The organism is Sulfurimonas sp. CVO, assembly GCF_009883775.1.
Lineage (GTDB): Bacteria > Campylobacterota > Campylobacteria > Campylobacterales > Sulfurimonadaceae > Sulfurimonas > Sulfurimonas xiamenensis.
On record NZ_CP033720.1, the window covers coordinates 1,567,646 to 1,588,599 of the forward strand.

21 protein-coding genes are annotated in these 20,954 nt (G+C 37.7%); 11 read left to right on the forward strand and 10 right to left on the reverse strand.

Going from position 1 to position 20,954, the window contains the following annotated elements; all coding sequences use genetic code 11:
- Position 1 precedes the first annotated feature (1 nt).
- The 5 genes from CVO_RS07865 (at position 2) to CVO_RS07885 (ending at position 7,046) form a co-directional block, all read left to right on the forward strand.
- A complete protein-coding gene (locus CVO_RS07865) occupies positions 2-1,000 on the forward strand; it encodes an agmatine deiminase family protein (protein ID WP_159571395.1) in 999 nt (332 codons plus the stop codon).
- 206 nt (positions 1,001-1,206) lie between these two features.
- On the forward strand, positions 1,207-3,183 hold the full coding sequence (locus CVO_RS07870) for a TonB-dependent receptor (RefSeq protein ID WP_159571398.1): 1,977 nt from the start codon (positions 1,207-1,209) through the stop codon (positions 3,181-3,183).
- A gap of 77 nt (positions 3,184-3,260) precedes the next feature.
- The gene (ispG, locus tag CVO_RS07875; protein WP_159571401.1) at positions 3,261-4,322 is read left to right on the forward strand and encodes a flavodoxin-dependent (E)-4-hydroxy-3-methylbut-2-enyl-diphosphate synthase; all 1,062 of its coding nucleotides are present in this window, start codon (positions 3,261-3,263) and stop codon (positions 4,320-4,322) included.
- Positions 4,322-5,773: a replicative DNA helicase gene (locus CVO_RS07880; protein ID WP_152298731.1), complete on the forward strand. Its 1,452-nt coding sequence runs from the start codon at positions 4,322-4,324 to the stop codon at positions 5,771-5,773. Before ispG ends, CVO_RS07880 begins: the two co-directional genes overlap by 1 nt.
- Before the next feature lie 10 nt (positions 5,774-5,783).
- Positions 5,784-7,046 carry a ComEC/Rec2 family competence protein gene (locus tag CVO_RS07885; RefSeq protein WP_159571404.1) on the forward strand — a complete coding sequence of 421 codons (1,263 nt, stop codon included), beginning with the start codon at positions 5,784-5,786 and terminating at the stop codon, positions 7,044-7,046.
- On the opposite strand, the gene CVO_RS07890 is transcribed toward CVO_RS07885, so the two are convergent.
- From CVO_RS07890 to CVO_RS07900, 3 genes are read right to left on the reverse strand one after another with little or no spacing between them, the layout of a single operon-like run.
- Positions 6,954-7,826 carry a YihY/virulence factor BrkB family protein gene (locus CVO_RS07890; RefSeq protein ID WP_152298729.1) on the reverse strand — a complete coding sequence of 291 codons (873 nt, stop codon included), beginning with the start codon at positions 7,824-7,826 and terminating at the stop codon, positions 6,954-6,956. The two genes, CVO_RS07885 and CVO_RS07890, sit on opposite strands and share 93 nt — an antisense overlap.
- A 6-nt stretch (positions 7,827-7,832) precedes the next feature.
- Positions 7,833-9,218: an FAD-linked oxidase C-terminal domain-containing protein gene (locus CVO_RS07895; protein WP_159571407.1), complete on the reverse strand. Its 1,386-nt coding sequence runs from the start codon at positions 9,216-9,218 to the stop codon at positions 7,833-7,835.
- A gap of 3 nt (positions 9,219-9,221) precedes the next feature.
- Positions 9,222-10,019: a plasminogen-binding N-terminal domain-containing protein gene (locus CVO_RS07900; protein WP_159571410.1), complete on the reverse strand. Its 798-nt coding sequence runs from the start codon at positions 10,017-10,019 to the stop codon at positions 9,222-9,224.
- A 115-nt stretch (positions 10,020-10,134) separates the two neighbouring features.
- On the opposite strand from CVO_RS07900, the gene CVO_RS07905 reads away from it, so the two are divergent.
- Both CVO_RS07905 and CVO_RS07910 read left to right on the forward strand, forming a co-directional pair.
- A complete protein-coding gene (locus CVO_RS07905; protein WP_159571413.1) occupies positions 10,135-11,343 on the forward strand; it encodes a peptidoglycan DD-metalloendopeptidase family protein in 1,209 nt (402 codons plus the stop codon).
- The gene (locus CVO_RS07910) at positions 11,312-11,878 is read left to right on the forward strand and encodes an NUDIX domain-containing protein (protein WP_159571416.1); all 567 of its coding nucleotides are present in this window, start codon (positions 11,312-11,314) and stop codon (positions 11,876-11,878) included. The genes CVO_RS07905 and CVO_RS07910 overlap by 32 nt, the downstream gene beginning before the upstream one ends.
- Before the next feature lie 70 nt (positions 11,879-11,948).
- On the opposite strand, the gene CVO_RS07915 is transcribed toward CVO_RS07910, so the two are convergent.
- The 5 genes from CVO_RS07915 to CVO_RS09865 all read right to left on the reverse strand — a co-directional run bounded on the left by CVO_RS07915 (position 11,949) and on the right by CVO_RS09865 (position 15,352).
- Entirely contained in the window at positions 11,949-13,808 is a 1,860-nt protein-coding gene (locus CVO_RS07915) for a primosomal protein N' (protein WP_159571419.1), read from the reverse strand.
- Positions 13,809-13,810: 2 nt separating this feature from the next.
- Entirely contained in the window at positions 13,811-14,071 is a 261-nt protein-coding gene (locus CVO_RS07920) for a type II toxin-antitoxin system RelE/ParE family toxin (protein WP_159571422.1), read from the reverse strand.
- A complete protein-coding gene (locus tag CVO_RS07925; RefSeq protein ID WP_159571425.1) occupies positions 14,068-14,304 on the reverse strand; it encodes a hypothetical protein in 237 nt (78 codons plus the stop codon). The genes CVO_RS07920 and CVO_RS07925 overlap by 4 nt, the downstream gene beginning before the upstream one ends.
- Before the next feature lie 45 nt (positions 14,305-14,349).
- Positions 14,350-14,787 (reverse strand): type II secretion system protein, encoded by a 438-nt coding sequence (locus tag CVO_RS07930; protein WP_159571428.1) that lies wholly within the window; start codon positions 14,785-14,787, stop codon positions 14,350-14,352.
- Positions 14,788-14,884: 97 nt separating this feature from the next.
- Complete coding sequence (locus tag CVO_RS09865) at positions 14,885-15,352, reverse strand: type II secretion system protein (RefSeq protein WP_241690959.1); 468 nt, start codon at positions 15,350-15,352, stop codon at positions 14,885-14,887.
- 206 nt (positions 15,353-15,558) lie between these two features.
- Here CVO_RS09865 and CVO_RS07940 point away from each other — a divergent pair, with 206 nt between their 5' ends.
- The gene (locus tag CVO_RS07940; protein WP_159571431.1) at positions 15,559-17,319 is read left to right on the forward strand and encodes a peptidoglycan D,D-transpeptidase FtsI family protein; all 1,761 of its coding nucleotides are present in this window, start codon (positions 15,559-15,561) and stop codon (positions 17,317-17,319) included.
- On the opposite strand, the gene panC is transcribed toward CVO_RS07940, so the two are convergent.
- Entirely contained in the window at positions 17,296-18,117 is an 822-nt protein-coding gene (gene panC, locus CVO_RS07945) for a pantoate--beta-alanine ligase (protein ID WP_152298721.1), read from the reverse strand. The two genes, CVO_RS07940 and panC, sit on opposite strands and share 24 nt — an antisense overlap.
- 51 nt (positions 18,118-18,168) lie before the next feature.
- On the opposite strand from panC, the gene prfB reads away from it, so the two are divergent.
- Together prfB and CVO_RS07955 are read left to right on the forward strand one after the other, a co-directional pair.
- On the forward strand, positions 18,169-19,269 hold the full coding sequence (prfB, locus tag CVO_RS07950; RefSeq protein ID WP_152298720.1) for a peptide chain release factor 2: 1,101 nt from the start codon (positions 18,169-18,171) through the stop codon (positions 19,267-19,269).
- A 9-nt stretch (positions 19,270-19,278) separates the two neighbouring features.
- A complete protein-coding gene (locus tag CVO_RS07955; protein ID WP_159571434.1) occupies positions 19,279-19,992 on the forward strand; it encodes an arginyltransferase in 714 nt (237 codons plus the stop codon).
- Here the strand turns inward: CVO_RS07955 and CVO_RS07960 are convergent.
- A complete protein-coding gene (locus CVO_RS07960; protein WP_159571437.1) occupies positions 19,989-20,654 on the reverse strand; it encodes a hypothetical protein in 666 nt (221 codons plus the stop codon). The genes CVO_RS07955 and CVO_RS07960 overlap by 4 nt on opposite strands.
- Before the next feature lie 53 nt (positions 20,655-20,707).
- On the opposite strand from CVO_RS07960, the gene CVO_RS07965 reads away from it, so the two are divergent.
- Positions 20,708-20,938 (forward strand): hypothetical protein, encoded by a 231-nt coding sequence (locus CVO_RS07965; protein WP_159571440.1) that lies wholly within the window; start codon positions 20,708-20,710, stop codon positions 20,936-20,938.
- Positions 20,939-20,954 lie beyond the last annotated feature (16 nt).

Here is a 20,954-nt window from a genome sequence, read left to right on the forward strand (position 1 = left end):
GATGAGACGACTAATTGCAGAGTTTGAAGAGCAGAGTTTTACACAAATAATATTTCCACATGCAAAGAGTGACTGGGCAGAGTATCTGGAGGAAGCTCAAAATACTTTTATAAATATCATCAATGCAATTATCAAGTATCAAAAATGTCTTGTGGTTTGCGATGATATAGAGAGCATAAAAAAAAGATTTTCTCCCAATGCAAACCTCTACTTTACAGAGTATGAAACAAATGACACATGGGCAAGAGACTGCTCTGCTCTTTGTGTTCAAGACGGCTCAGACATAAAACTTCTTGACTTTACCTTTACGGGATGGGGCGGCAAATTTGAAGCTTCTAAAGACAATACGATGACTCAGAGTTTAAAAGAGTGCTACGATAAAGAGGTCGTAAAGGCAGATCTGATTTTAGAGGGCGGCGGCGTTGAGAGTAACGGAGTTGACACTATCCTTACGACATCTGAGTGCATGTTAAATAAAAACAGAAATGCAGCTCTCTCAAAAGAGCAGATGACGCAAAAACTTCAAAAGCTGTTTGAAATGAGCAAAATTTTATATCTCAACCATGGCTATCTGGCAGGGGATGATACCGATTCACATATCGATACTTTAGCAAGATTTGTAGATGAAAAAACGATTATGTATGTTAAATGTGAAGATAAGAGCGATGAACATTTCAAAGAGTTAAAACTTATGGAGGATGAGCTAAAAGCTTATGCACATGAGTACAATTTTAAACTTATCGCACTTCCAATGAGCGACGCTTGTTATTTTGAGGGGGAGAGACTGCCGGCTACTTATGCAAACTTTTTATTTGTTAACGGTGCAGTTTTGGTTCCGATTTACGGAGTGAAGCAGGATGCAGAAGCGCTAGATATTTTTAAAAAAACATTTCCGACAAAAGAGATAGTCGGAGTTGACTGCTTCACTCTTATAAAACAGCACGGTTCACTTCACTGTGTTACTATGAACTTCGCTAGCGGAGTTACTCTGGCTTGCTGACGAACTCTCTTGATTTAAAATAGCAAAGCCGCTATACATTAAATAAGCCGAAAGGCTTAAACCTAAAATTATTAAAATAACTCTTTTTATCTTTTCTATTTTACTCATAATGCAATTTTATCATATTATTTTCTCTTTGACTTAACACTATTTTAACATTTTAATTATACAATGGAGTAATTTAGAAAATAAAGGTAGGTTATAACATGTATAAAAAAATAATTCCATTATCATTAACTGTTGTTGCTGTTTTAAATGCAAGTGAGATACAACTCCCTAAAATCAGTATAGAATCAACAACAATAACAGAGGTTAGCCAGGAAGCTCAACTATCTGCTGATTTAGCACAAGCGCTGAGTTCAAGTGTACCAAGCATTGATATGAACCGTCGTAGCGGAATCGCGAACGATATATACATCCGCGGTCAAAAAAGAGACAATATCTCTGTTGATGTTGATGGCACAAAGATTTTTGGTGCATGTCCAAACAGAATGGATCCGCCGACATCTCATATCGTAACAAGTCAGATTGAAGATATTGAGGTTATTGAAGGGCCTTATGATGTTGAAAACTTTGGAACACTTAGCGGGGGGCTTAAGATAACAACAAAAGAACCTACAAAAGATTTAAACGGTGAGGTTACATTTGGTGTTGGAAGCTGGAACTACAGAAAAGTAGGCGCTACTGTTAGCGGCGGAAATGACTTTATCAGAGTTTTAATAAGCGGATCAAGCGAATCAAGCGATCAATATGAAGACGGTGACGGAAATACTTTGGCAGAACAAACAAACTTAAAAGCTACTACGCCTTTTAAGTACCAAAGTCAATATGAAGATATGGAAGCGTATAAGAAAAAATCTCTTATGGCAAAAGCATATATAACTGTTACTGATGATCAGGAACTCCGTTTAAGCATGACAAACAATAGAAGTGATGATGTACTCTATCCAAACTCTAAAATGGATGCTGCATATGACTACTCAAATATCTACAGTATAGCTTACGATGTACAAAACATCAGCGATATTTACAAAAATCTCAATCTAAAATACTACTACTCAGATGTTGACCATCCTATGGATACAAGATACAGAAATACAGCTGCTACTAATGGCTGGTACAGAACAAACCACTTAAAAACAACTATGCAGGGGCTAAAACTAAAAAACAGCTTCGATGTATATGGATACAATCTTCTATTTGGACTTGATGGAAGCAGAAGAACATGGGAAGGGAAGTATTACAATACTACTGTGGCAACTGGAGCTGTTATTCCAGCATCAATTTCAACTAGTTTAACACATACTGAAACTGAAAACATGGCTGCTTTTGCAAAAGTTGAAAAAACATTCGGTGATTTTGATATTGAAGCCGGTGCAAGACTTGATGATACGGAGATTACACCTGATGATGTGTCAAAAAGAAAAAGAGACTATGATGCAATTAGTGCAAATCTACTCACTACTTATAACCTTAATGAAACAAATAAAATCTTCTTAGGTGTTGGTCAGGCAAGTCGTGTTCCGGATCCAAGAGAGCTTTATCTTGTAAGTCCTTCAGGAAATGAAGACTTAGAGCAAACAACAAACACAGAAGTAGATTTAGGATATGAGCTAAATAACAATATGATGAACTTTAAAGTCAAAGCATTCTACTCTATGTTGGAAGACTATATCTATTTTAATAAAACTGCAAACACTTTCAATAATATCGATGCAACTGTATATGGAGCAGAGTTAAGCACATCCATCTATGCTACAGATGCACTTACTGTTGATATGAAAGCATCATATAAAGTCGGTGAAAAAGATGATGTGGCACCTGGTGCAGATGAGGACTTGGCAGATATCGCACCTCTAAGAGGAGATATTGCTCTAAACTATGAGTATATGACAAACTCTGTAGCTACGCTTGAAGTACAAGCTTCTGACAAATGGGATGATTTTGATGCAGACAGCGGCGAGCAAGAGCTTGATTCATGGGCAATTGTAAACCTAAAGGTAAAACATGCAGTAAACAAAAACTTTGATTTTACACTAGGCGTAAACAATCTTTTTGATGAAACATATGCTCTCTCAAACACATATGCAGATTTAATTCTTCTTACTACTGGCTCAACAGATACAATGCTTCTTAACGAACCTGGAAGATATATCTACACAAACCTCACTTTTAAATTTTAACCCTTTCTTATTTTCACATGTAACTTACATGTGAAAATAAAGCACCTTTTTAGTCCAAACAAGATAAAATCTCCTTTATGATAAAAAGATATCCAACCAAAAAAATATATGTCGGCAGTGTAGCAGTAGGCGGTGATGCACCTATCTCTGTGCAGTCAATGACATTTTCAAAAACTTCTGATGTTACATCTACGGTTGAGCAGATAAAACGCCTGCATTTTGCAGGATGTGATATCGTTCGTGTGGCAGTTCCGCAAATGGAAGATGCTCTTGCACTTAAATCCATCAAGGAGCAGATTTCGCTTCCGCTTGTAGCGGATATTCACTTTAACCATCGTCTTGCCCTTGTAGCAGCGGAAGTTGTAGAGTGTATCCGTATAAATCCTGGCAATATCGGCTCCAAAGAGCGTGTAAAAGAGGTGGTAAAAGCGTGTCAGGCGCGCAATATTCCTATCCGCATAGGCGTAAATTCGGGAAGTTTGGAAAAAGAGTTTTTAAACAGATACGGACAGACTGCAGAGGCAATGGTGGCTTCAGCTGAGTACAACATAAAATATCTTGAAGATTTAGGATTTAATGACATCAAAATCTCTCTTAAAGCAAGCGATGTTGAGAGAACGGTTGATGCATACAGAATGCTCCGCCCAAAAAACAACTACCCGTTTCATCTTGGAGTCACAGAAGCCGGAACGCTTTTTCATGCAACCGTTAAAAGTGCTATCGGACTTGGTTCACTTCTGCTTGATGGCATCGGCGATACCATGAGAGTAAGTATCACCGGAGAGCTTGAAGAGGAGATCAAAGTTGCGCGTGCCATTTTAAAAGACAGCGGAGCAGCAAAAGATGGCTTAAATATCATCTCATGCCCGACATGCGGACGCATAGAAGCGGATCTGGTAAGTGCCGTCGGTGAGATAGAAGAGAGAACTGCACACATCAAAGCGCCTTTAAATGTTTCTGTAATGGGATGTGTGGTAAATGCTATAGGCGAGGCTGCGCATGCCGATGTAGCTATTGCTTACGGCAAAGGCAAAGGGCTTATTATGGTAAAAGGCGAAGTGGTTGCCAACCTTGATGAGAGCGAACTTGTGGACAGATTTGTAGCCGAAGTAGAAAAAATGGCAAGTGAATTTCAGTAATGCAGGAAAATTTATATAATTTAGCTTTTGAGCGAAGCATCTTAAGTTCAATAGTTTTTGAACCAAGCCAGTTTGATGAGCTTAGCGTCGTGTTAAAAAAGGATGATTTTTATCTTCCCGCACACCAAGATATATTTGGCGTTATGCTGCTTCTTTTACAAAAAGATCAACCAATAGATGAAGAGTTTATAAAAAAAGAGCTTATCAGAATAAAAAAATTTGACGAAAGCGTTATGCTTGAGATTCTCTCAGCTAACCCCATCTCAAACACAAAAGCCTATGTGGATGAGATAAAAGACAAATCGCTAAAACGCCATCTTTTAACGCTTACAACAGAAATCAAAAGAGTCACAGTAGAAGAGGAACTCCCAAGTGCCGAAGTTATAGACATAGTAGAGAAGAAGCTATATGAAATAACACGCGACAATCAAACAAACGACTTCAAAGACTCTCCAAAAATAACCTTTGACACTATGGAGTATATAAAAGAGATGAAAGCTCGCGGCAACAATGTCTTAGTCGGCGTTGATACCGGATTTCATGAACTTAACAAAATGACAACAGGCTTTGGAAAAGGGGACTTGGTTATCGTGGCAGCTAGACCAGCGATGGGAAAAACTTCTTTTATACTAAACACTGTAAACAGCCTTATTACAAAGGGAAAAGGTGTCGCGTTTTTTTCACTTGAGATGCCTGCAGAACAGCTTATGCTGCGTCTTTTATCCATTCAAACATCCATTCCTCTTCAAAAGCTTCGTGTAGGAGATATGAGTGATGATCAGTGGAGTTCGCTCAACGGTGCCATAGACAAAATGAACAATGCAAAACTTTTTGTAGATGATCAAGGAAGCATAAACATAAACCAGCTCCGCTCAAAACTGCGAAAACTCAAAAATCAGCATCCCGAGATAGAGATAGCGGTCATCGACTACCTCCAGATTATGCAGGGTATTGGAAATCAGGATAGACACCTTCAAGTCTCAGATATCTCCCGCGGACTCAAAATGCTCGCCAGAGAGTTAAATATGCCGATTGTTGCGCTCTCTCAGCTAAACCGCGGACTTGAATCCAGAAACGATAAAAGACCGATGCTTAGCGACATCCGTGAATCTGGCTCGATTGAACAAGATGCCGATATTATCCTCTTTGTATACCGCGACGATGTCTATCTTTACAAAGAAGAAAAAGAGCGAGAAAAAGCTGCTAAAGCCGAAGGAAAAGAGTTTACTCCAACTTATATTGAAAAAGAGGAAGAGGACGCTGAAATCATTATTGGCAAGCAGAGAAATGGTCCGACTGGACATGTAAAACTGGTTTTTCAGAAAAAACTCACCCGTTTTGTTGATTCTCCGGGTTATGCAAAAGCTATAGAAACCGTTTATGAAAATGTAGATACCCGCTCTGCAAATATTGATGTCGGAAACGATACTATTTCAATGCCGCCGCTTTAAAGTGTTCTAAATGATAGAAAGAGTCTCGCTTTTTAACAAGAAAAGAGACTTTTTCATCTTCTTCCTAATCTCTTTTGCCATTTTTCTTTTTTCACTTCTGCTAGAATATAAAAACTATAAAGAGTTTACTATATTTGACTCAGCGCTTGTAAAAGCGACTGTTTTAAAACAATACCTCAAAGCAAAAAACGGCAGAACCTATCAAGTGTTAAAACTTAAAAACGAAGATGGTCTTACTTTTTATACAACTGCCAAAAAATCGCTTCATAATATAAAAAACAACGAAATAGAGCTTGAAATATGGCCAAAAGATTTAAATTTCTACAAATACCTTACGACATTTTACGCTCCTAGTAAAATTATAAAGATAGAAAATGAAAATAGTATAAAACAGAAGCTAAACGCACACATCTCCTCTTCACATAAAGATGCAAATATTGCAAATATCTATCATGCTCTCTATACTGCAACCCCTTTGGAGTGGGAGCTGCAAAAAACATTCTCTTATCTTGGTGTTTCGCATCTGCTGGCTATCAGCGGTTTTCATCTTGGGGTATTGAGCGCTCTGCTCTTTTTTTTCATCCGTCCTGTTTATGCTTTTGCTCAAGATAGATTTTTTCCATATACAAATGCAAAACGAGATATCTTTTTTATTACAGCCATACTGCTTTTTGCATATATGCTCTTTTTAGATTCGCCGCCCTCGCTTATCCGTGCTTTTGGGATGCTTTTGGCAGGGTTTATTCTTTATGACAGAGGGATTAAAATAGTTTCGATGCAGACGCTGTTTTTAACACTTTTACTACTTTTGGCTTTTTTCCCGCGTCTCTGTTTTTCTCTTGGTTTTTGGCTCTCAGCAAGCGGAGTTTTTTATATATTTCTCTTTTTAATTCACTTTAAAAATTTAAACAAAATATGGCAATTTATACTTCTGCCCCTCTGGGTCTATCTATTAATGCTGCCTTTTTCACTAGCCATCTTTGGAAACTTCAGTCTCTATCATCCGCTCTCAATCCTCTGGACAATACTTTTTACGCTCTTTTATCCGCTGAGTATCCTGCTTCATATAGTTGGTTTTGGAGATTTTTTTGACCCTGCGCTTATTTGGCTTTTAAAACTAAACAAAGAGGGTATTTTAATAAAACTGGATCTATTTTTGTTTTTATCTTATCTTGCTATCTCAGTTGGAGCTATATTCTACAGAATTCTCATCTGGTTTTTGCTGCTGTTTTGCTGCACTCTTTTCATATACTCTATGTATCATGTAGCATAGTTTCAAACCGTAAACAAACACTATCCACGAAACATAAATCCACAAAAACAGAAACATAACAATAGAAAACGAGCCATATATTGTTGCATATGATTTGTTATAAAAAACATAATAGATAAAACTGTTTTTTGCAATACTAAAAACAGCAGAGGTGATAAATGAGCTGATAAGAGCAGCTTTTACATTCACTTTTGTATTTGCAACAATTTGAAATATTAGAAAAAATAGCGCCCAAATAATAACATAAGGAACATAAGGAAGAATATTTATATCAGATATATACTCCGTGCTTGCCATCAAAGAGGCGACATAGCCGGTTATATAAAATGAAGCTCCAAGTCCGATAGGAGTCAGCGTCAAAAGCGTCCAAAATGTTGTAACGCTATCCCAAAAACCTCTTTTTTTTGCATGAAAAATCTTATTTGCAATATACTCAAAATTTTGAAAAAAGAGAAGCGATGAGATGATAACTATAACAAAACTTATCATACTCATCTCAACAGAATTTTCTAAAAAAGAGTTGATATGGCTCATCAGAGTTTCAGAATTTACAGGCATCAGATTTGAAAATATAAACTCCTCAATCTTTTCATAATGCTCCGAAAAACTTGGCAATGAAGTAAATAGAGTAAGAACTATCAAAAGAAGAGGAATAAGTGTAAAAATAGTGTAAAAACTAAGACTTGCCGCATAAAAAGTAAGATCTTTATCTACAAAAATTGTTGCAAAAAACTTTATATGTCGGTAAAGTCTGCTTATCTTACTTTTTATAGTTGGCATTTTATTTTATTTCAACCCCATTTTAAAAGGATTTAAAATATTATTTGGATCAAACGCCATCTTAATTGATTTAAAAAGAGCCATCTCTTCAGGAGTAAAGGCCATTTTCATATAAGGCGCTTTTGCAAGACCTATGCCATGTTCACCGCTGAGCGTTCCTCCCAAGTCTATTGTTGCTTGAAAAACCTCTTCTATGGCTTTGTATGCAATCTCAACCTGTTTAGGATCACTTCCATCAACCATAACATTAGTATGTACATTTCCATCTCCCGTATGTCCAAAACATGGAATTTTAACATCATATTTATCTGCTATTGCATAAAATTTCTCTAACAGTTCAGGCAATGCAGAGCGGGGAACTGTTACATCCTCATTTAATTTTTTGCTTCCATAAACACTAAGCGCAGGCGAAGCGTTGCGTCTTGCAAACCAAATATCTGAAGCCTCTTTTTTATCCTGTGCTATCTTAAACTTATAACAACCGTTGGCTTTAAATACCTTCTCGATTTGAGAGAGTTGAAAATCAAGATCTTCTTCTAAGTTTCCATCTACATCCGTTATAAGAAGTGCGCCTGCATCAACAGGAAGACCTTTGCTAAAAGTGCGCTCAACCGCACAGATAGTCAAGTTGTCTAAAAACTCCATTGCAACCGGAGTAATCCCGCTTGCCATAGTTTTATATACCGCATTCATGGCATCATGAACACTCTCAAAGACACCCATAGCAGTTTTTGTAAGTTTTGGTTTTGGGATAAGTCTTAGAGTGATCTCTGTTAAAACTGCCAGTGTTCCCTCGCTGGCTATTAAAATACCGCTGATATTATATCCGGCAACATCTTTAATAGTTCTCTTTCCGGCTTTGATAATATCGCCGTTTGGCAAAACAGCACGCGTCGCCATTACATAATCTTTTGTGATTCCATACTTTGCAGCACGCATTCCGCCCGCATTTTCGCTTACATTTCCGCCGATGCTTGAGTAATCTTGACTTGCAGGATCAGGCGGATAAAAAAGACCCACCTCTTCAACTGCGCGCTGAAGATCCATATTGATAACACCTGGCTGTACCACCGCTACCATGTTTTTCATATCAATCTCTAAGATTTTATTCATATGTTTTTCCATAGCCAGCACAATTCCGCCGCTGCTTGGAAGTGCCCCGCCGGTAAATCCGCTTCCGGCACCACGGGGAACTATAACGATTTTATGCTCATTGCAGTACTTTAAAATCTTGCTTATATCCTCTTCATCTCTTGGAAAAACTACCGCGTCTGGCTCAAAATGCTCTCTTGTTGCATCATATGAATAAGCTATTAGATGCGCTTTATCGCTGTATATATTTTCAGAACCGACTATATCGGTAAAATAGTTTAAGTGTCTGCTCTCTATCATGCTCTACCCTTTTATATCAAATTCTTCAAGTAAATCCTGCAGTTTTTTATCACCGTTTTTAATGATATCATAAAGTTCTCTACTATCTGGATTTGCTTCTATTATAAGTTTATAGTAATGCGGCTCATATGCATCAAGCTCTTCGCTTCCCTCTCCCCACCATGCAGCATCTATCTCCGGCACTCTTGTGTAAAAAGGCAGATTTACTTCACTATCTTCCAACTCGGCATCTGTAATAGCTAGGATTTTAAAACTTTTTGCATCTAGCGTATAGACTTTTTTATCAAGATATATAAAAACCAAACCCACAGAAGTGCTGGAGCTCATCTCGCTAAAATCGCTTCTAAGAGGCGTTGGATGCCCGTTAAAAGATAAAATCGTAGCAAAAATATCAGGATGCACCCACTGCAATTTTGAATTTTTTGTCACTCTGTAGTATATCTCTTCATTTGGAGCTATCAAAAGGCCTCTTGTATATCCAAAAGCCAAAATAACACTGTCTCCGACCTTAACGCTCCATTTGCCATCAGGCAGAGCGCTGTTGCTAAATCCGTTAAATTCGCTTATGGTTACTTTTGCAATTTTGCTCTTCTCATCAAAACTGCTCACCGTCGCATTTTTTAAAATGGCTGTATGCCCTTTGTCTATTTCATGAACCACAAAACCGCTCACTCCGACATCAATACTTTCAATATTTATCGAAACTTCAGTTTCATCTTCATTTACAGCTACAATTGGAGATTTTAAAACAACTCCAAAAAGCTCCAAGGTTATAATAATAAGGAGAAAAATATACTTCATTTCATTCACTTTATAAAAAATATAGTGCGATTATAGCAAACAAATCTCATACTAAGGCAAATTTTGTTAGAGTTTTAAGATTATTTTGAAAATTTTATGTTTACGGTTAATTATAATGATACGATTCTTACTGCTTTTTTTATTTACTACATATCTGTTTGCGTCCCAAGTTGAAAGCTTTCGCTGGAGTGAAGGCAAAACATATTTAATGTTTTTAGAAGAAAAAAATCTTCCTTTAAAACCTCTCTACTACAACCTCGACAAAGATGAGCAGCAGCTTACGGAAGAGATTATATCCGGCGTTACTTATGAAATGTCAAAAGATAAAAATGGGGAAATTTCGCAGATTTTCATACCCCTAAATGATGAACTGCAGATTCACATATATAAACGCAATCAAGAGTACTTTTTCGAAACCATTCCTATTATAAGCGATACAAGAACAGAAGCTTTTACTCTTAAAATAGAGCACTCGCCATACTTGGATATTGTTAAAGAGACAGGTTCGGCAAAACTTGCCCAAATTTTTGTCACAAGCTTTAAACACTCGCTCAACTTTAAAAGAGATCTTAGAAAGGGCGATACGCTCGCTATGATATATGAGCAGAAATATCGCCTTGGCAAGCCATTTTCTATGCCGTCACTCAAAGCGGCTATGATAGAGATGAGAGGTAAAAAGCACTATATCTATCTAAATGAAGATGGCAGATACTACAACGAGGACGCAAAAGAGATAGAGGGATTTTTACTTGCAAATCCGGTAAGAGGAGCCAGAATATCATCAAGATTTACAAAAAGAAGATTTCACCCTATCTTAAAAAAATATCGTGCGCATTTGGGTGTTGACTATGCAGCTTCACGCGGTACGCCTATCGCAGCAGCGGGAGACGGCAGAGTTGTTTTTATGGGAACCACCAGAGGTTACGGCAAAATGATAAAGATACGACATAGCGATGGTTATCTCACTCTTTACGCGCATCAAAAATCTTTTAGAAAAGGCATAAGAAACGGCTCTTTCGTTAAAAAAGGACAAATTATAGGGTATGTAGGAAGTACAGGTCTCTCAACCGGCCCCCATCTACACTTCGGACTCTACAAAAACGGTCAGGCTGTTGATCCTCTCAAAGTTGTGCAGGTAGCTACAAAAAAGCTAGAAGGTGCACAAAAATCTGCATTTTTAAAACTAAAATCGGAGTATGACGCAAGCATAAATATGCATATAGCAAATGAGACAAGATATGCAAGAGCTTCGACAACCGATACGGTTTGCTACTTCTACAGCGGAGAAAGTTGTGTACAAGATAAACTCAATCCAGCCTCTTAATGAGTCAAACTTTATAAAACCCATACTTATCAACTATACATATAAGTCCATTCAGAGAAAATGGGAAGCCGTTACAACGCACGACAGCGTTGCCGTGCTTCTTTGGCACAGAGACAAAAATGCTTTTGTTCTTGTAAAACAGCTTCGTGCAACGGTGCTTAACAAAAACCCAGATAACGGAATGATGTATGAACTTTGTGCGGGAATTATAGACAAAGACAAAGAGAATGCACAAATAGCCAAAGAGGAGGTTTTAGAAGAGTGCGGATATGACATCCCTGTGCAAAATCTGCAAAAAATCAGCTCTTTTTACACAAGCGTAGGAATATCCGGAACACATCAAACCATCTACTACGCCGAGTGCGATGACTCTATGAAGATAAATGACGGGGGAGGCTTGGATGATGAAGACATAGAAGTTGTCTATATTCCTCTTCAAAAAGCAAAAGAGTTTATGTTTGATGAGAGCTGTCAAAAAACAACCGGTGTTTTAATGTCATTTTACTGGTTTTTTGACAATCAACACTCTCTTTAAAAAAAATAAAAAGATTTGTGTAAATTCTAGGCGCAAACAAGGAAGCATACTTTAAAAAAACTTTTATTTTTTAGCCAAACTCAATGGGGTCCATATCTACCTCAGCCAAATCAACTCTGCATATAGAGACCGCTTTTATGATATCGGTGCTTTTGTCTGCTCGCAGCAGTATCTCAAACCTATACTTATCAGCCACTCTCTCAATGGCGCATTTTCCAAATCCAACCACCTCTACAGATGATTGTTTTTGCAGACATAAGAGCATCTGATTCATAGAGTCTGCCGCTTTAATACCATTTTTATGCGAAAATAAAATACGGCAAAGTTTTTTATAAGGAGGATAGAGCTCTTTACGGTACTCCTTTTCATCCTCTAAAAATTCATCATATCTATCTATGTATGCTTTAAAGAATTCTTCATTAAAGGTTTGAACCAAAACTTTGGCACTCTCTTTTCTGCCGCTTCTTCCTGCTACCTGTATAAGGGAGGAGAGGGCCTTTTCTCTGGCTCTGTAGTCACTCATACCCAGCATATTGTCAAGCCCCAAAACCACCGCCAAAGTAACTCCATGATAATCATGTCCTTTGCTTATCATCTGCGTTCCGACAAGTATATCTATCTCTTTGTCGTTAAATCTTTTAAGCGCCGATTTTAATTTTTTTGCAGTTGTTATCGCATCTCTGTCAAACTGTTCAACGACTGAGTGCTCAAACTCATTTTGCAGCTCTTTTGCAGCTTCGGCGGTTCCAAGTCTTGAACTGACAAGATTTGGACTTCCGCACTCTGAGCAGCTCTGTGGAATCGCCTGAGTAAAGTTGCAGTAGTGGCACTTAAGCGCTCTTGTTTTTTGATGCACACTCATGCCAACACTGCAAAAAACACACTTATGGATGTGCCCGCAGTCCGCACAGATAAGATACTTAAAATTTGCGCGTGTAGGAAGAAACAGGATGCTCTGCTCTTTTTTTTCTAAACTCTCTTTTAGACTATTTAAAATCAAAGGAGATAGAGTCTCGACGCTTTTCTCATAAACAAACTCTTTTTTAGAGCTGAAGTATCCGCCTCTAAGCCTAATATAGGGAAATTTTACATAGGTTGTAAGGCTTGGTGTGGCACTTCCCAAAACAACATTTATGCCGTAGAGTTTTCCCATATATATAGCTATATCTCTTGCATTGTAGCGCGGCCGGGATGATGATTTATAGCTCTCATCATGCTCTTCATCTACCACGATAAGCCCGATATCTTTTGTGGGCAAAAAGAGAGCCGAACGCGGACCTGCCACTATCTTTGCACTTCCGTCATAAATCTTCGCAAGTGCTTTTTTCTTTTGCAAAGGGGTCAGCTTTGAGTGCCACATAACAACCGCATCTCCAAAATGCTTATGGAGTCTCTGGCTCATTTGAGGAGTAAGAGAGATCTCCGGCATAAGAAATATGGAGCACTTCTTATGCTCAATAATCTCTTCAAAGTATTTCATATATATCTCTGTTTTTCCGCTGCCTGTATCGCCAAAGAGGAGTGCCGTTTTATGCTTTTTTAAAAACTCCAGCGCTTCGTTTTGCTTGGTTGAGAGAGTTATTTGAGGCAACAGAGTGCTTTCACCCATCTCGTTGCCATTTTCCGCTGGGTAATGCATACCAGACTCATAGGGCAGCATAACTCCAAGCGCTTCGCCAAGTGAGCAAAAATAGTAAGTGGAGATAAACCGGGCAAGTTCTAGCTGTTTTGATGTATAGATGGAGCCGCAAATCTCTAAGATTTCGCTTGTTTTAAATGAGGGCTCATCAGAAGTCGAAACCGCCACCCCGAAAACCTCTCTGTTTCTCATCTTCACTTTTACTTTTGTGCCGATATCTATTGATTTTGGGCTCTGGTATGTAAATGGCTCTAGGGGAGAGTTTAAAAGTGCTATATTGTAGTAGTTCAAATTTAAATTTTATATACTTTCTCTATATCTTCTTGTTCATCGATACTGTAAACTATAACATAACCTTTAAACACCAAGTCTCTTATGCTGTCGTTATTAAAATAGATAGATTTTCTAAATTTATAAGGCATAAACTCTAAATCATTTACTTTTTTAATTAACTCATTTTTGAATTTTTTAGCATTTGCTTTACTATCTTGTGCTATAAAATAAAGTATTTCCTTAAATTCTCTGTTGAACTCTTCTCTTTTTAAAATCTTCATTTTATAGAATCTATATAGTCGTCAAGCCCACCTAGTCCATCATTAAACGGCACAAGCTTGGCTTTGCCCTCTTTTATTTCATTATAAGCATTTTGAAAGTAGGCTTTAGTCTCACAAAAACTGCCATCTTCTTTTATTTCATACTTTTTTATCATTCCTTTTTTCAAGCTGTGAATAAGAGTTAGAACCGCATCCAATGATTTATCTTCAATCTCTAGCTGGATTGTTTTCATAACAAAATCCTTTTAAAACATATATCAAATTATAACTAAAATCTCTTAATCAACTAACTCGTCGCAATACTCATCATCAGTGTCACATGTAAATTTTCCGGTGTCTTTATCATATGTAAAAGGAACAGAAGTTTCTCCGATTTTGTATGTATAGTTTGGATCTGTTCCGCTCCAGTGCCCGGATCCGCTTCCTGCTTTTATGCCGTACATAAGAAGAGTTCTGTTGCTGTCTGTATCGCCTGTAAAAAGAGTGGTGGTGTCTGAGCTTAGTTTTGGTATGTAACTGTTTTCGCCTTTGATAAGCTGTGTCTGTCTCTCACTTACTATGGCGGAACGGATGGTAGCTACATCAGCGCGCCCTTTTGTTATCTCTGCATCTGTCCTTGTAGCCGCGAGCCTTGGAAAAGCCACGGCAGCCAAAATGCCCAGAACAACGATAACAAAAATAAGCTCTATCATAGTAAAAGCGCGAGAAAATTTCATAAAAAACCCTCAGTATTAATTTTAAAATTATTTAAAAATAACTTGAAAATTATTACTCTATATATGTGTTCCCAAGCAAAAGCTTGGAAACAAAAAACTAGTATTTAACTCTAGATCCACCAAATTGATGTGTTTTTGCTAAATGATCAATTCCATTAGCAACTGCGTCACAAACTGTATCACCTTCTCCATCTTCAATAGCAGCAACTACTAATTGACTATAATCACTCGAATTAGGAGTAAAAGATACACAGTCATTACCTCTACCATCAGTTAAATATACGGGTGTACTAATAGCAGTAGTCTTACCCTCTAATACAGTACCTGTACTATTTTCTATAATAACATTTGTAATATCACCCCACATTGTAGAAGCATTGAAATCACCTTGTGCTGTCCAATTTGCCCCATAATCACTAACCAAAGTAGCAGTATTTGCAACTATCTTTGAAATTACAGCATCATCTCTTGTTGCAGCAAGTTTTGGAATAGCAACAGCCGCTAAAATACCTAATATAACGATAACAAAGATCAATTCGATCATAGTAAAACCAGCTCTTTTCATAAGAACTCCTTTTTGTTGTATAAATTGGGTTACACCAATAACCTTGCTGTGATTATGAAGCACTTATGATTAATCTCTGCTTAATATCATCAAAAAGAGGCAATATCTTTTAAGTTGCTGTTGCGTTAGCTCTTCTTGTGCAAATTTCTCTTTTTTGCAAGAAGTTTAATGTTATAATCTTTTTAAAAATCAAGATATATAACATAATGAACAATCAAAACAAAAGCAAAAAAATATTTATTCTCTACTCTCTGATTGTGGTTGGTTTTATCATATTTTTAAGCGTGATGCTTCTTACAACCCTAAAATCCCGCGACCTGCCCTCTCTCTATACAAAAGAGAGTTCAAAAGCCATAAGAGGCTCTATCATCAGTGCCGATGATTTTCATATAGCGACCACGATAAAACTCTACAAAGCCGTTGTAAACACACACTATATCGACCCAAAAAAAAAGGAGCTTTTTGTTGAGCTCTTTAGCATCTACTCGGGCATTGATACAAAAGAGATTAAAAAAAGGCTTGCCAAAAGAGATGGTGTGGTAGTGCTAAGCTACAACATCCCTCAAAAACAGGCGCAGTATCTTAAACAGCTCTCATATGAGCTTTTAAGACTAAATGTTTTTATAGAGAGAAAAAATCCTCTTACAGGCAAAACAACGCTTCACGGTCTAAGCGTCGTTGAGAGCGGAGAGAGCAGAGAGTACCCTTACGATAAGCTTCTAACGCCCATCATCGGCTATCCGCACAAATATGAAGATGAGGGGTATACCTATGTAAAAGGGGTAAAAGGGCTGGAAAAAAAGTTTGAAAACGAACTTCAAGCAAAACAGGATGAGCTAAGCCAGGGTCCAAGGGATGTAAACGGTTATATTATATTAAACGGGGAGAGTTTTACAAAACCGGAGATCAACGGTCTGGATATAAAGCTCTTTATTCCGGTGGCTCTGCAAATACGAATTGAGAGAATGCTCGAAGAGATGAGAGAAGAGCTAAGAGCTCAGCATATTATAGCTGCCGTTATGGACTCAAAAAGCGGCGATGTTCTTACTATGGCAAGCTCCAACAGATATCTGCCAAAGTCGATAAAAAGAAGCGACTATCCATCTCTTAACAGTGCAATGATAGAATACAGTTTTGAGCCGGGAAGCGTTATCAAACCCATCACATTTTCTCTTCTTTTGGATAAAGGGCTTGTAAATCCATATGATTTGGTAAACGGCCACAACGGACGCTACAAAATCGGTAGAAAGATTATAACTGATGAGCATAAATTTGACTGGCTCAGTGCTGAAAATGTTATAGTGCACTCATCAAACATAGGTATAGCACAGCTTGCTCAAAAACTCTCAGGAGCAGAGTTTTATCAGGGGCTTATAGATTTTGGTTTTGCATCAAAATCCACGCCGGATCTTGTTTATGAAAAAGTCGGCTCTGTTCCGCATATTTTGCAGCTAGAAAATGAGATCTATAAAGCAACATGTTCTTACGGTTATGGTATGCACGCAAATCTGATGCAGCTTATACGCGCCTATAGCGCTTTTAACAACAACGGAAGAATTATTACGCCAAAAATAGTAAAATGTTTTATAGACAAGGGCAAAAAAGAGATTCCAATTCCCTATGCAGAGCAGATTCAGGTTATAAAAAGCACAACCGCGCAAAGAATGAAAAAAATATTGATAAAAACAGTAAACGAGGGAACCGGTACAAAAACAAAAACAGATGGTTTGGAGATTGGCGGCAAAACGGGAACGGCGCATATCGTCGAGGGCAAAAAGTATGTAAACGAGTACAACACTGCTTTTGTAGGCTTTGCAAACGACAAAAAGAGCAAATATATTATAGGCGTTATTGTTATAAAACCTAAAAAGAGCCAGTTTGCATCCCAAACAGCCGTACCCGTTTTTAAAAAGACGGTTGATATTTTAGTCGAAGAGGACTATTTAAAGCCAGATATTGTCGAGTAGTCTCGTCGTTCCTACTTTTACCTCAACCAAAATCACCGTATTTCCTATCTCTACATGTGAAATTTGGTTAAATTCACGGTCCAGTATCTCCACATAAAAAATCTCCAGAGGAGCCAACACCTCTCTCATTTTTGATGTTATCTCTTTTGAGTCAAGCACTCCTTTAGAGACCATTGCACTTGCAGTACGAAGAGAAGATGGTATCTTAAGCGCTTCTTCTCTGTGCGACGGAGTCAAATAGGCATTTCTGCTGCTCAGTGCCAGCCCATCTTTTTCACGAACTGTATCAACGGGAACTATCTCTACATCCATAAAGAGCTGTTTTACCATCAGCGATATAAGATTTAACTGCTGCGCATCCTTTTTGCCAAAGTATGCTCTTGTCGGATTTACTATGTTTAACAACTTCATTACAACAGTTAAAACACCGTTAAAATGAGACGGCCGGCTAAAACCTTCCAAAACATAGCCTCTGACTTTTGGCGCAAGAAGAGCTACCTCATCTTCGCCATACATAACATCGGCACTTGGCAGAAAAAGAATATCGACACCGCTTAGCTCGCATATCTTTTTATCAGCTTCATCCTTTTTTGGATATTTATCCAAATCTTCATCTTTTAAAAACTGTGTAGGATTTAAAAACACCGAGACGACAACAAACTCATTTTGCTCTTTTGCCTTTTTTATAAGAGAGATGTGTCCCTCATGCAAAGCACCCATTGTAGGAATAAAACCTACTGTTTTATGCACCTCTTTTAGCTGCTCTTTTAACTCTAAGGGACTAGAAATAATCTTCATTTTAAGCCTCAATTTAATATAATCGCAATTATACACTATTGGATCGGTTTTATGGATAATTATGAATATACAGAACTTTTAAAAAATCTTTCAAAAAAGATGAATAACATTAGCGGTGTCGTTGAGCCGGACAAACTCCAAGCGCGTTTAGATGAAATAGCGGAGTTGGAAAATTCGCAGGATTTTTGGAATGATGCTGCATATGCGGCAAAGATTCAAAAAGAGAAAACACAGTGCGAAAGAAAACTTCAAAAGCATGCTGTTGCAAAAGATGCTCTCGAAGATGCCAAAGAACTATACGACATGGCTAAAGATGAAAACGACGAAGATGCCATTGCCGAGTGTTTTGAGGGAGCCCAAAAGCTTGAAAAGCTTATACGAGCCATGGAGATTGAGGTTCTTTTAAGCGAAGAGATGGACGCCAACAATGCCATTCTTTCCATTCATCCAGGTGCAGGCGGTACAGAGTCACAGGACTGGGCTTCAATGCTTCTTCGCATGTATAAAAGATTTGCTGAGAGACGGGGATGGAGTATTGAGGTACTCGATTATCAGGCGGGCGATGAAGCGGGCATAAAAGATGTCTCACTGCTTATAAAGGGTGAAAATGCCTATGGATATCTAAAAGTTGAAAACGGCATCCACCGGCTTGTTCGCATCTCGCCTTTTGACTCCAACGCTAAAAGACATACATCATTCAGCTCTGTAATGGTTTCCCCGGAAGTAGATGAGAATATCAATATAGAGATAGAAGACAAAGATATCCGCGTTGATACATACCGCTCAAGCGGCGCCGGCGGACAGCATGTAAATAAGACGGAGTCAGCCATCAGAATCACCCATATAGCAACAGGTGTGGTTGTTCAGTGCCAAAACGACAGAAGCCAGCATAAAAACAGAGCGACTGCCATGAAAATGCTTAAATCAAGACTCTATGAGCTGGAGCTCGAAGCGCAAAAAGCACAAAGTGATGGTATTGCAAAAAGTGAAATAGGCTGGGGACATCAAATCCGCTCTTATGTTATGCAGCCCTATCAGCAGGTGAAAGACACAAGAAGCAATCAAGCATACTCAAATGTAAGTGCAATACTTGACGGTGATATTGATAAAATGATTGAAGATGTGCTTATTTCTCAAAACAAAATTTCTTAATAAAAAAGCATGGATATACTAAAAGAGTTTAGAGCAAGTGACAAATGCTCTTATCTGCCGGGTAAAAATCAGACAACGCACTATAAAATAATCAGTGAGTGCTCTGCTGCTGACTGCCAGGAGCTTATAGAGCGCGGTTACAGAAGATTTGGCAAAATGTATTTTAGACCCATCTGCCCCGCATGCGATGAGTGCAAAAGCATAAAAATAGATGTAGATAATTTTGAATTTTCAGCATCGCAAAGAAGAGTTTTAAAAAAAGCCTCAAATATCAAAAGCTATATTCAAAGACCCTCCATCAGCAAAAAGCATCTGGAACTTTTTGAAAAGTATCATCTTTTTATGAAAGAGAAAAAGGGATGGGACTATACTCCTGTAAGCGCACAAAACTACTACAGCTCTTTTGTGGATGGGCATAATAGTTTTGGATATGAGGTTTTGTACTACTTAGATGATACGCTTATCGGAGTAGATTTAATTGATATTTTAGATGAGGGCGTATCTTCCATATACTTTTACTACGACCCCGACTATATGAACTACTCACTCGGCAAACTCTCTTTATACAATCAGATAATTTTTGCAAAAAGAAGCAAAAAAAAGTGGATCTATCTGGGCTACTATGTCAAAGAGTGCCCCTCTCTCTCCTATAAATCTCACTATAAGCCATACCTGACACTTGATGGAAGGCCTGCTATATATGAGCAGCCTTTATGGTTTTAGTGATTTATCAACTCTTTTTTCTGATATTCACGAATCTCTCTCTTTTTTTGGAGGAGCTCTTCTTCAAGCATCTCTTCCCTCTCCTGCTCTTTTTCTTTATCTCTTTTTTTAATATGTTCTATTCTTTGTGAGGCTTTATCCTGTTTTTTAACAGATTTTTTCAAATCTGCCTTACTCTTTTGCTTTGAGCGCTCACTCTCTACAAGCATCTTTAATTCACCGGATAAAACTATCTCATCTTTGTTTAAATCATAATAGTCTAAAATCTTTTTTTTATACTTTTTTGTATCAATCATGCCGGAGTTGACTAACTCTGTAAAGAGTTCATGATTGTTTTGCTTCATAGACTCTTTAAACTTTTTTTGAGAAATTCTGGCAAAATAGCTGTCCTGCTTAGACAACTCTCTTAATTTCCTTAGATATTCGCGTTTATCTACACCGCTGTCTCCGGACTCGATAGCAAAACCATCTTTTTTTGTTTTTTCAACCTCTTTTATATGCGTAGCTATCTTATCTTCAAACTCCGAAAACTCTTTTATCTCTTTTAATTTTTCTATTGAGGGCGCATTATCATAGATGCCGTCTCCCAAAGAGGAGTATACACGAGGATTTTGAGCAAGCAAAAGTGTTGCAAAAAGAGATATAATTATCATTTTTTTCATAATTTCACCTTTATTGTTTTTATTTTTTTAATTATACTAGATATAATTGTAAAATGATTAAAAAAATAAAAATTGAACTAATTTACTTTACAGTGATACTTTTGGTTTTAGCTGTTTTGCAGCATTCGGATTTGTTGCACTCCCCTGTTGAGAGAGTTGATGCGATGGTAGAGCAGGGAAATTATCTTCATCCTTTGCTTTGGGCATTTGCAGTTTATGCAGTCGTAGGTCTTATAAGATTGATAGTAAAATATGTGCTTTATCTTAAAAATAAAGCAAAATAGCAACTCTAGCATGCTT

Coding starts and splice junctions, on each gene's coding strand:
- CVO_RS07865 (WP_159571395.1), top strand. CDS start 2: ATGAGACGACTAATTGCAGAGTTTGAAGAGCAGAGTTTTACACAAATA.
- CVO_RS07870 (WP_159571398.1), top strand. CDS start 1,207: ATGTATAAAAAAATAATTCCATTATCATTAACTGTTGTTGCTGTTTTA.
- ispG (WP_159571401.1), top strand. CDS start 3,261: ATGATAAAAAGATATCCAACCAAAAAAATATATGTCGGCAGTGTAGCA.
- CVO_RS07880 (WP_152298731.1), top strand. CDS start 4,322: ATGCAGGAAAATTTATATAATTTAGCTTTTGAGCGAAGCATCTTAAGT.
- CVO_RS07885 (WP_159571404.1), top strand. CDS start 5,784: ATGATAGAAAGAGTCTCGCTTTTTAACAAGAAAAGAGACTTTTTCATC.
- CVO_RS07890 (WP_152298729.1), bottom strand. CDS start 7,826: ATGCCAACTATAAAAAGTAAGATAAGCAGACTTTACCGACATATAAAG.
- CVO_RS07895 (WP_159571407.1), bottom strand. CDS start 9,218: ATGATAGAGAGCAGACACTTAAACTATTTTACCGATATAGTCGGTTCT.
- CVO_RS07900 (WP_159571410.1), bottom strand. CDS start 10,019: ATGAAGTATATTTTTCTCCTTATTATTATAACCTTGGAGCTTTTTGGA.
- CVO_RS07905 (WP_159571413.1), top strand. CDS start 10,135: ATGATACGATTCTTACTGCTTTTTTTATTTACTACATATCTGTTTGCG.
- CVO_RS07920 (WP_159571422.1), bottom strand. CDS start 14,071: ATGAAGATTTTAAAAAGAGAAGAGTTCAACAGAGAATTTAAGGAAATA.
- CVO_RS07925 (WP_159571425.1), bottom strand. CDS start 14,304: ATGAAAACAATCCAGCTAGAGATTGAAGATAAATCATTGGATGCGGTT.
- CVO_RS07930 (WP_159571428.1), bottom strand. CDS start 14,787: ATGAAATTTTCTCGCGCTTTTACTATGATAGAGCTTATTTTTGTTATC.
- CVO_RS09865 (WP_241690959.1), bottom strand. CDS start 15,352: ATGAAAAGAGCTGGTTTTACTATGATCGAATTGATCTTTGTTATCGTT.
- CVO_RS07940 (WP_159571431.1), top strand. CDS start 15,559: ATGAACAATCAAAACAAAAGCAAAAAAATATTTATTCTCTACTCTCTG.
- panC (WP_152298721.1), bottom strand. CDS start 18,117: ATGAAGATTATTTCTAGTCCCTTAGAGTTAAAAGAGCAGCTAAAAGAG.
- prfB (WP_152298720.1), top strand. CDS start 18,169: ATGGATAATTATGAATATACAGAACTTTTAAAAAATCTTTCAAAAAAG.
- CVO_RS07955 (WP_159571434.1), top strand. CDS start 19,279: ATGGATATACTAAAAGAGTTTAGAGCAAGTGACAAATGCTCTTATCTG.
- CVO_RS07960 (WP_159571437.1), bottom strand. CDS start 20,654: ATGAAAAAAATGATAATTATATCTCTTTTTGCAACACTTTTGCTTGCT.
- CVO_RS07965 (WP_159571440.1), top strand. CDS start 20,708: ATGATTAAAAAAATAAAAATTGAACTAATTTACTTTACAGTGATACTT.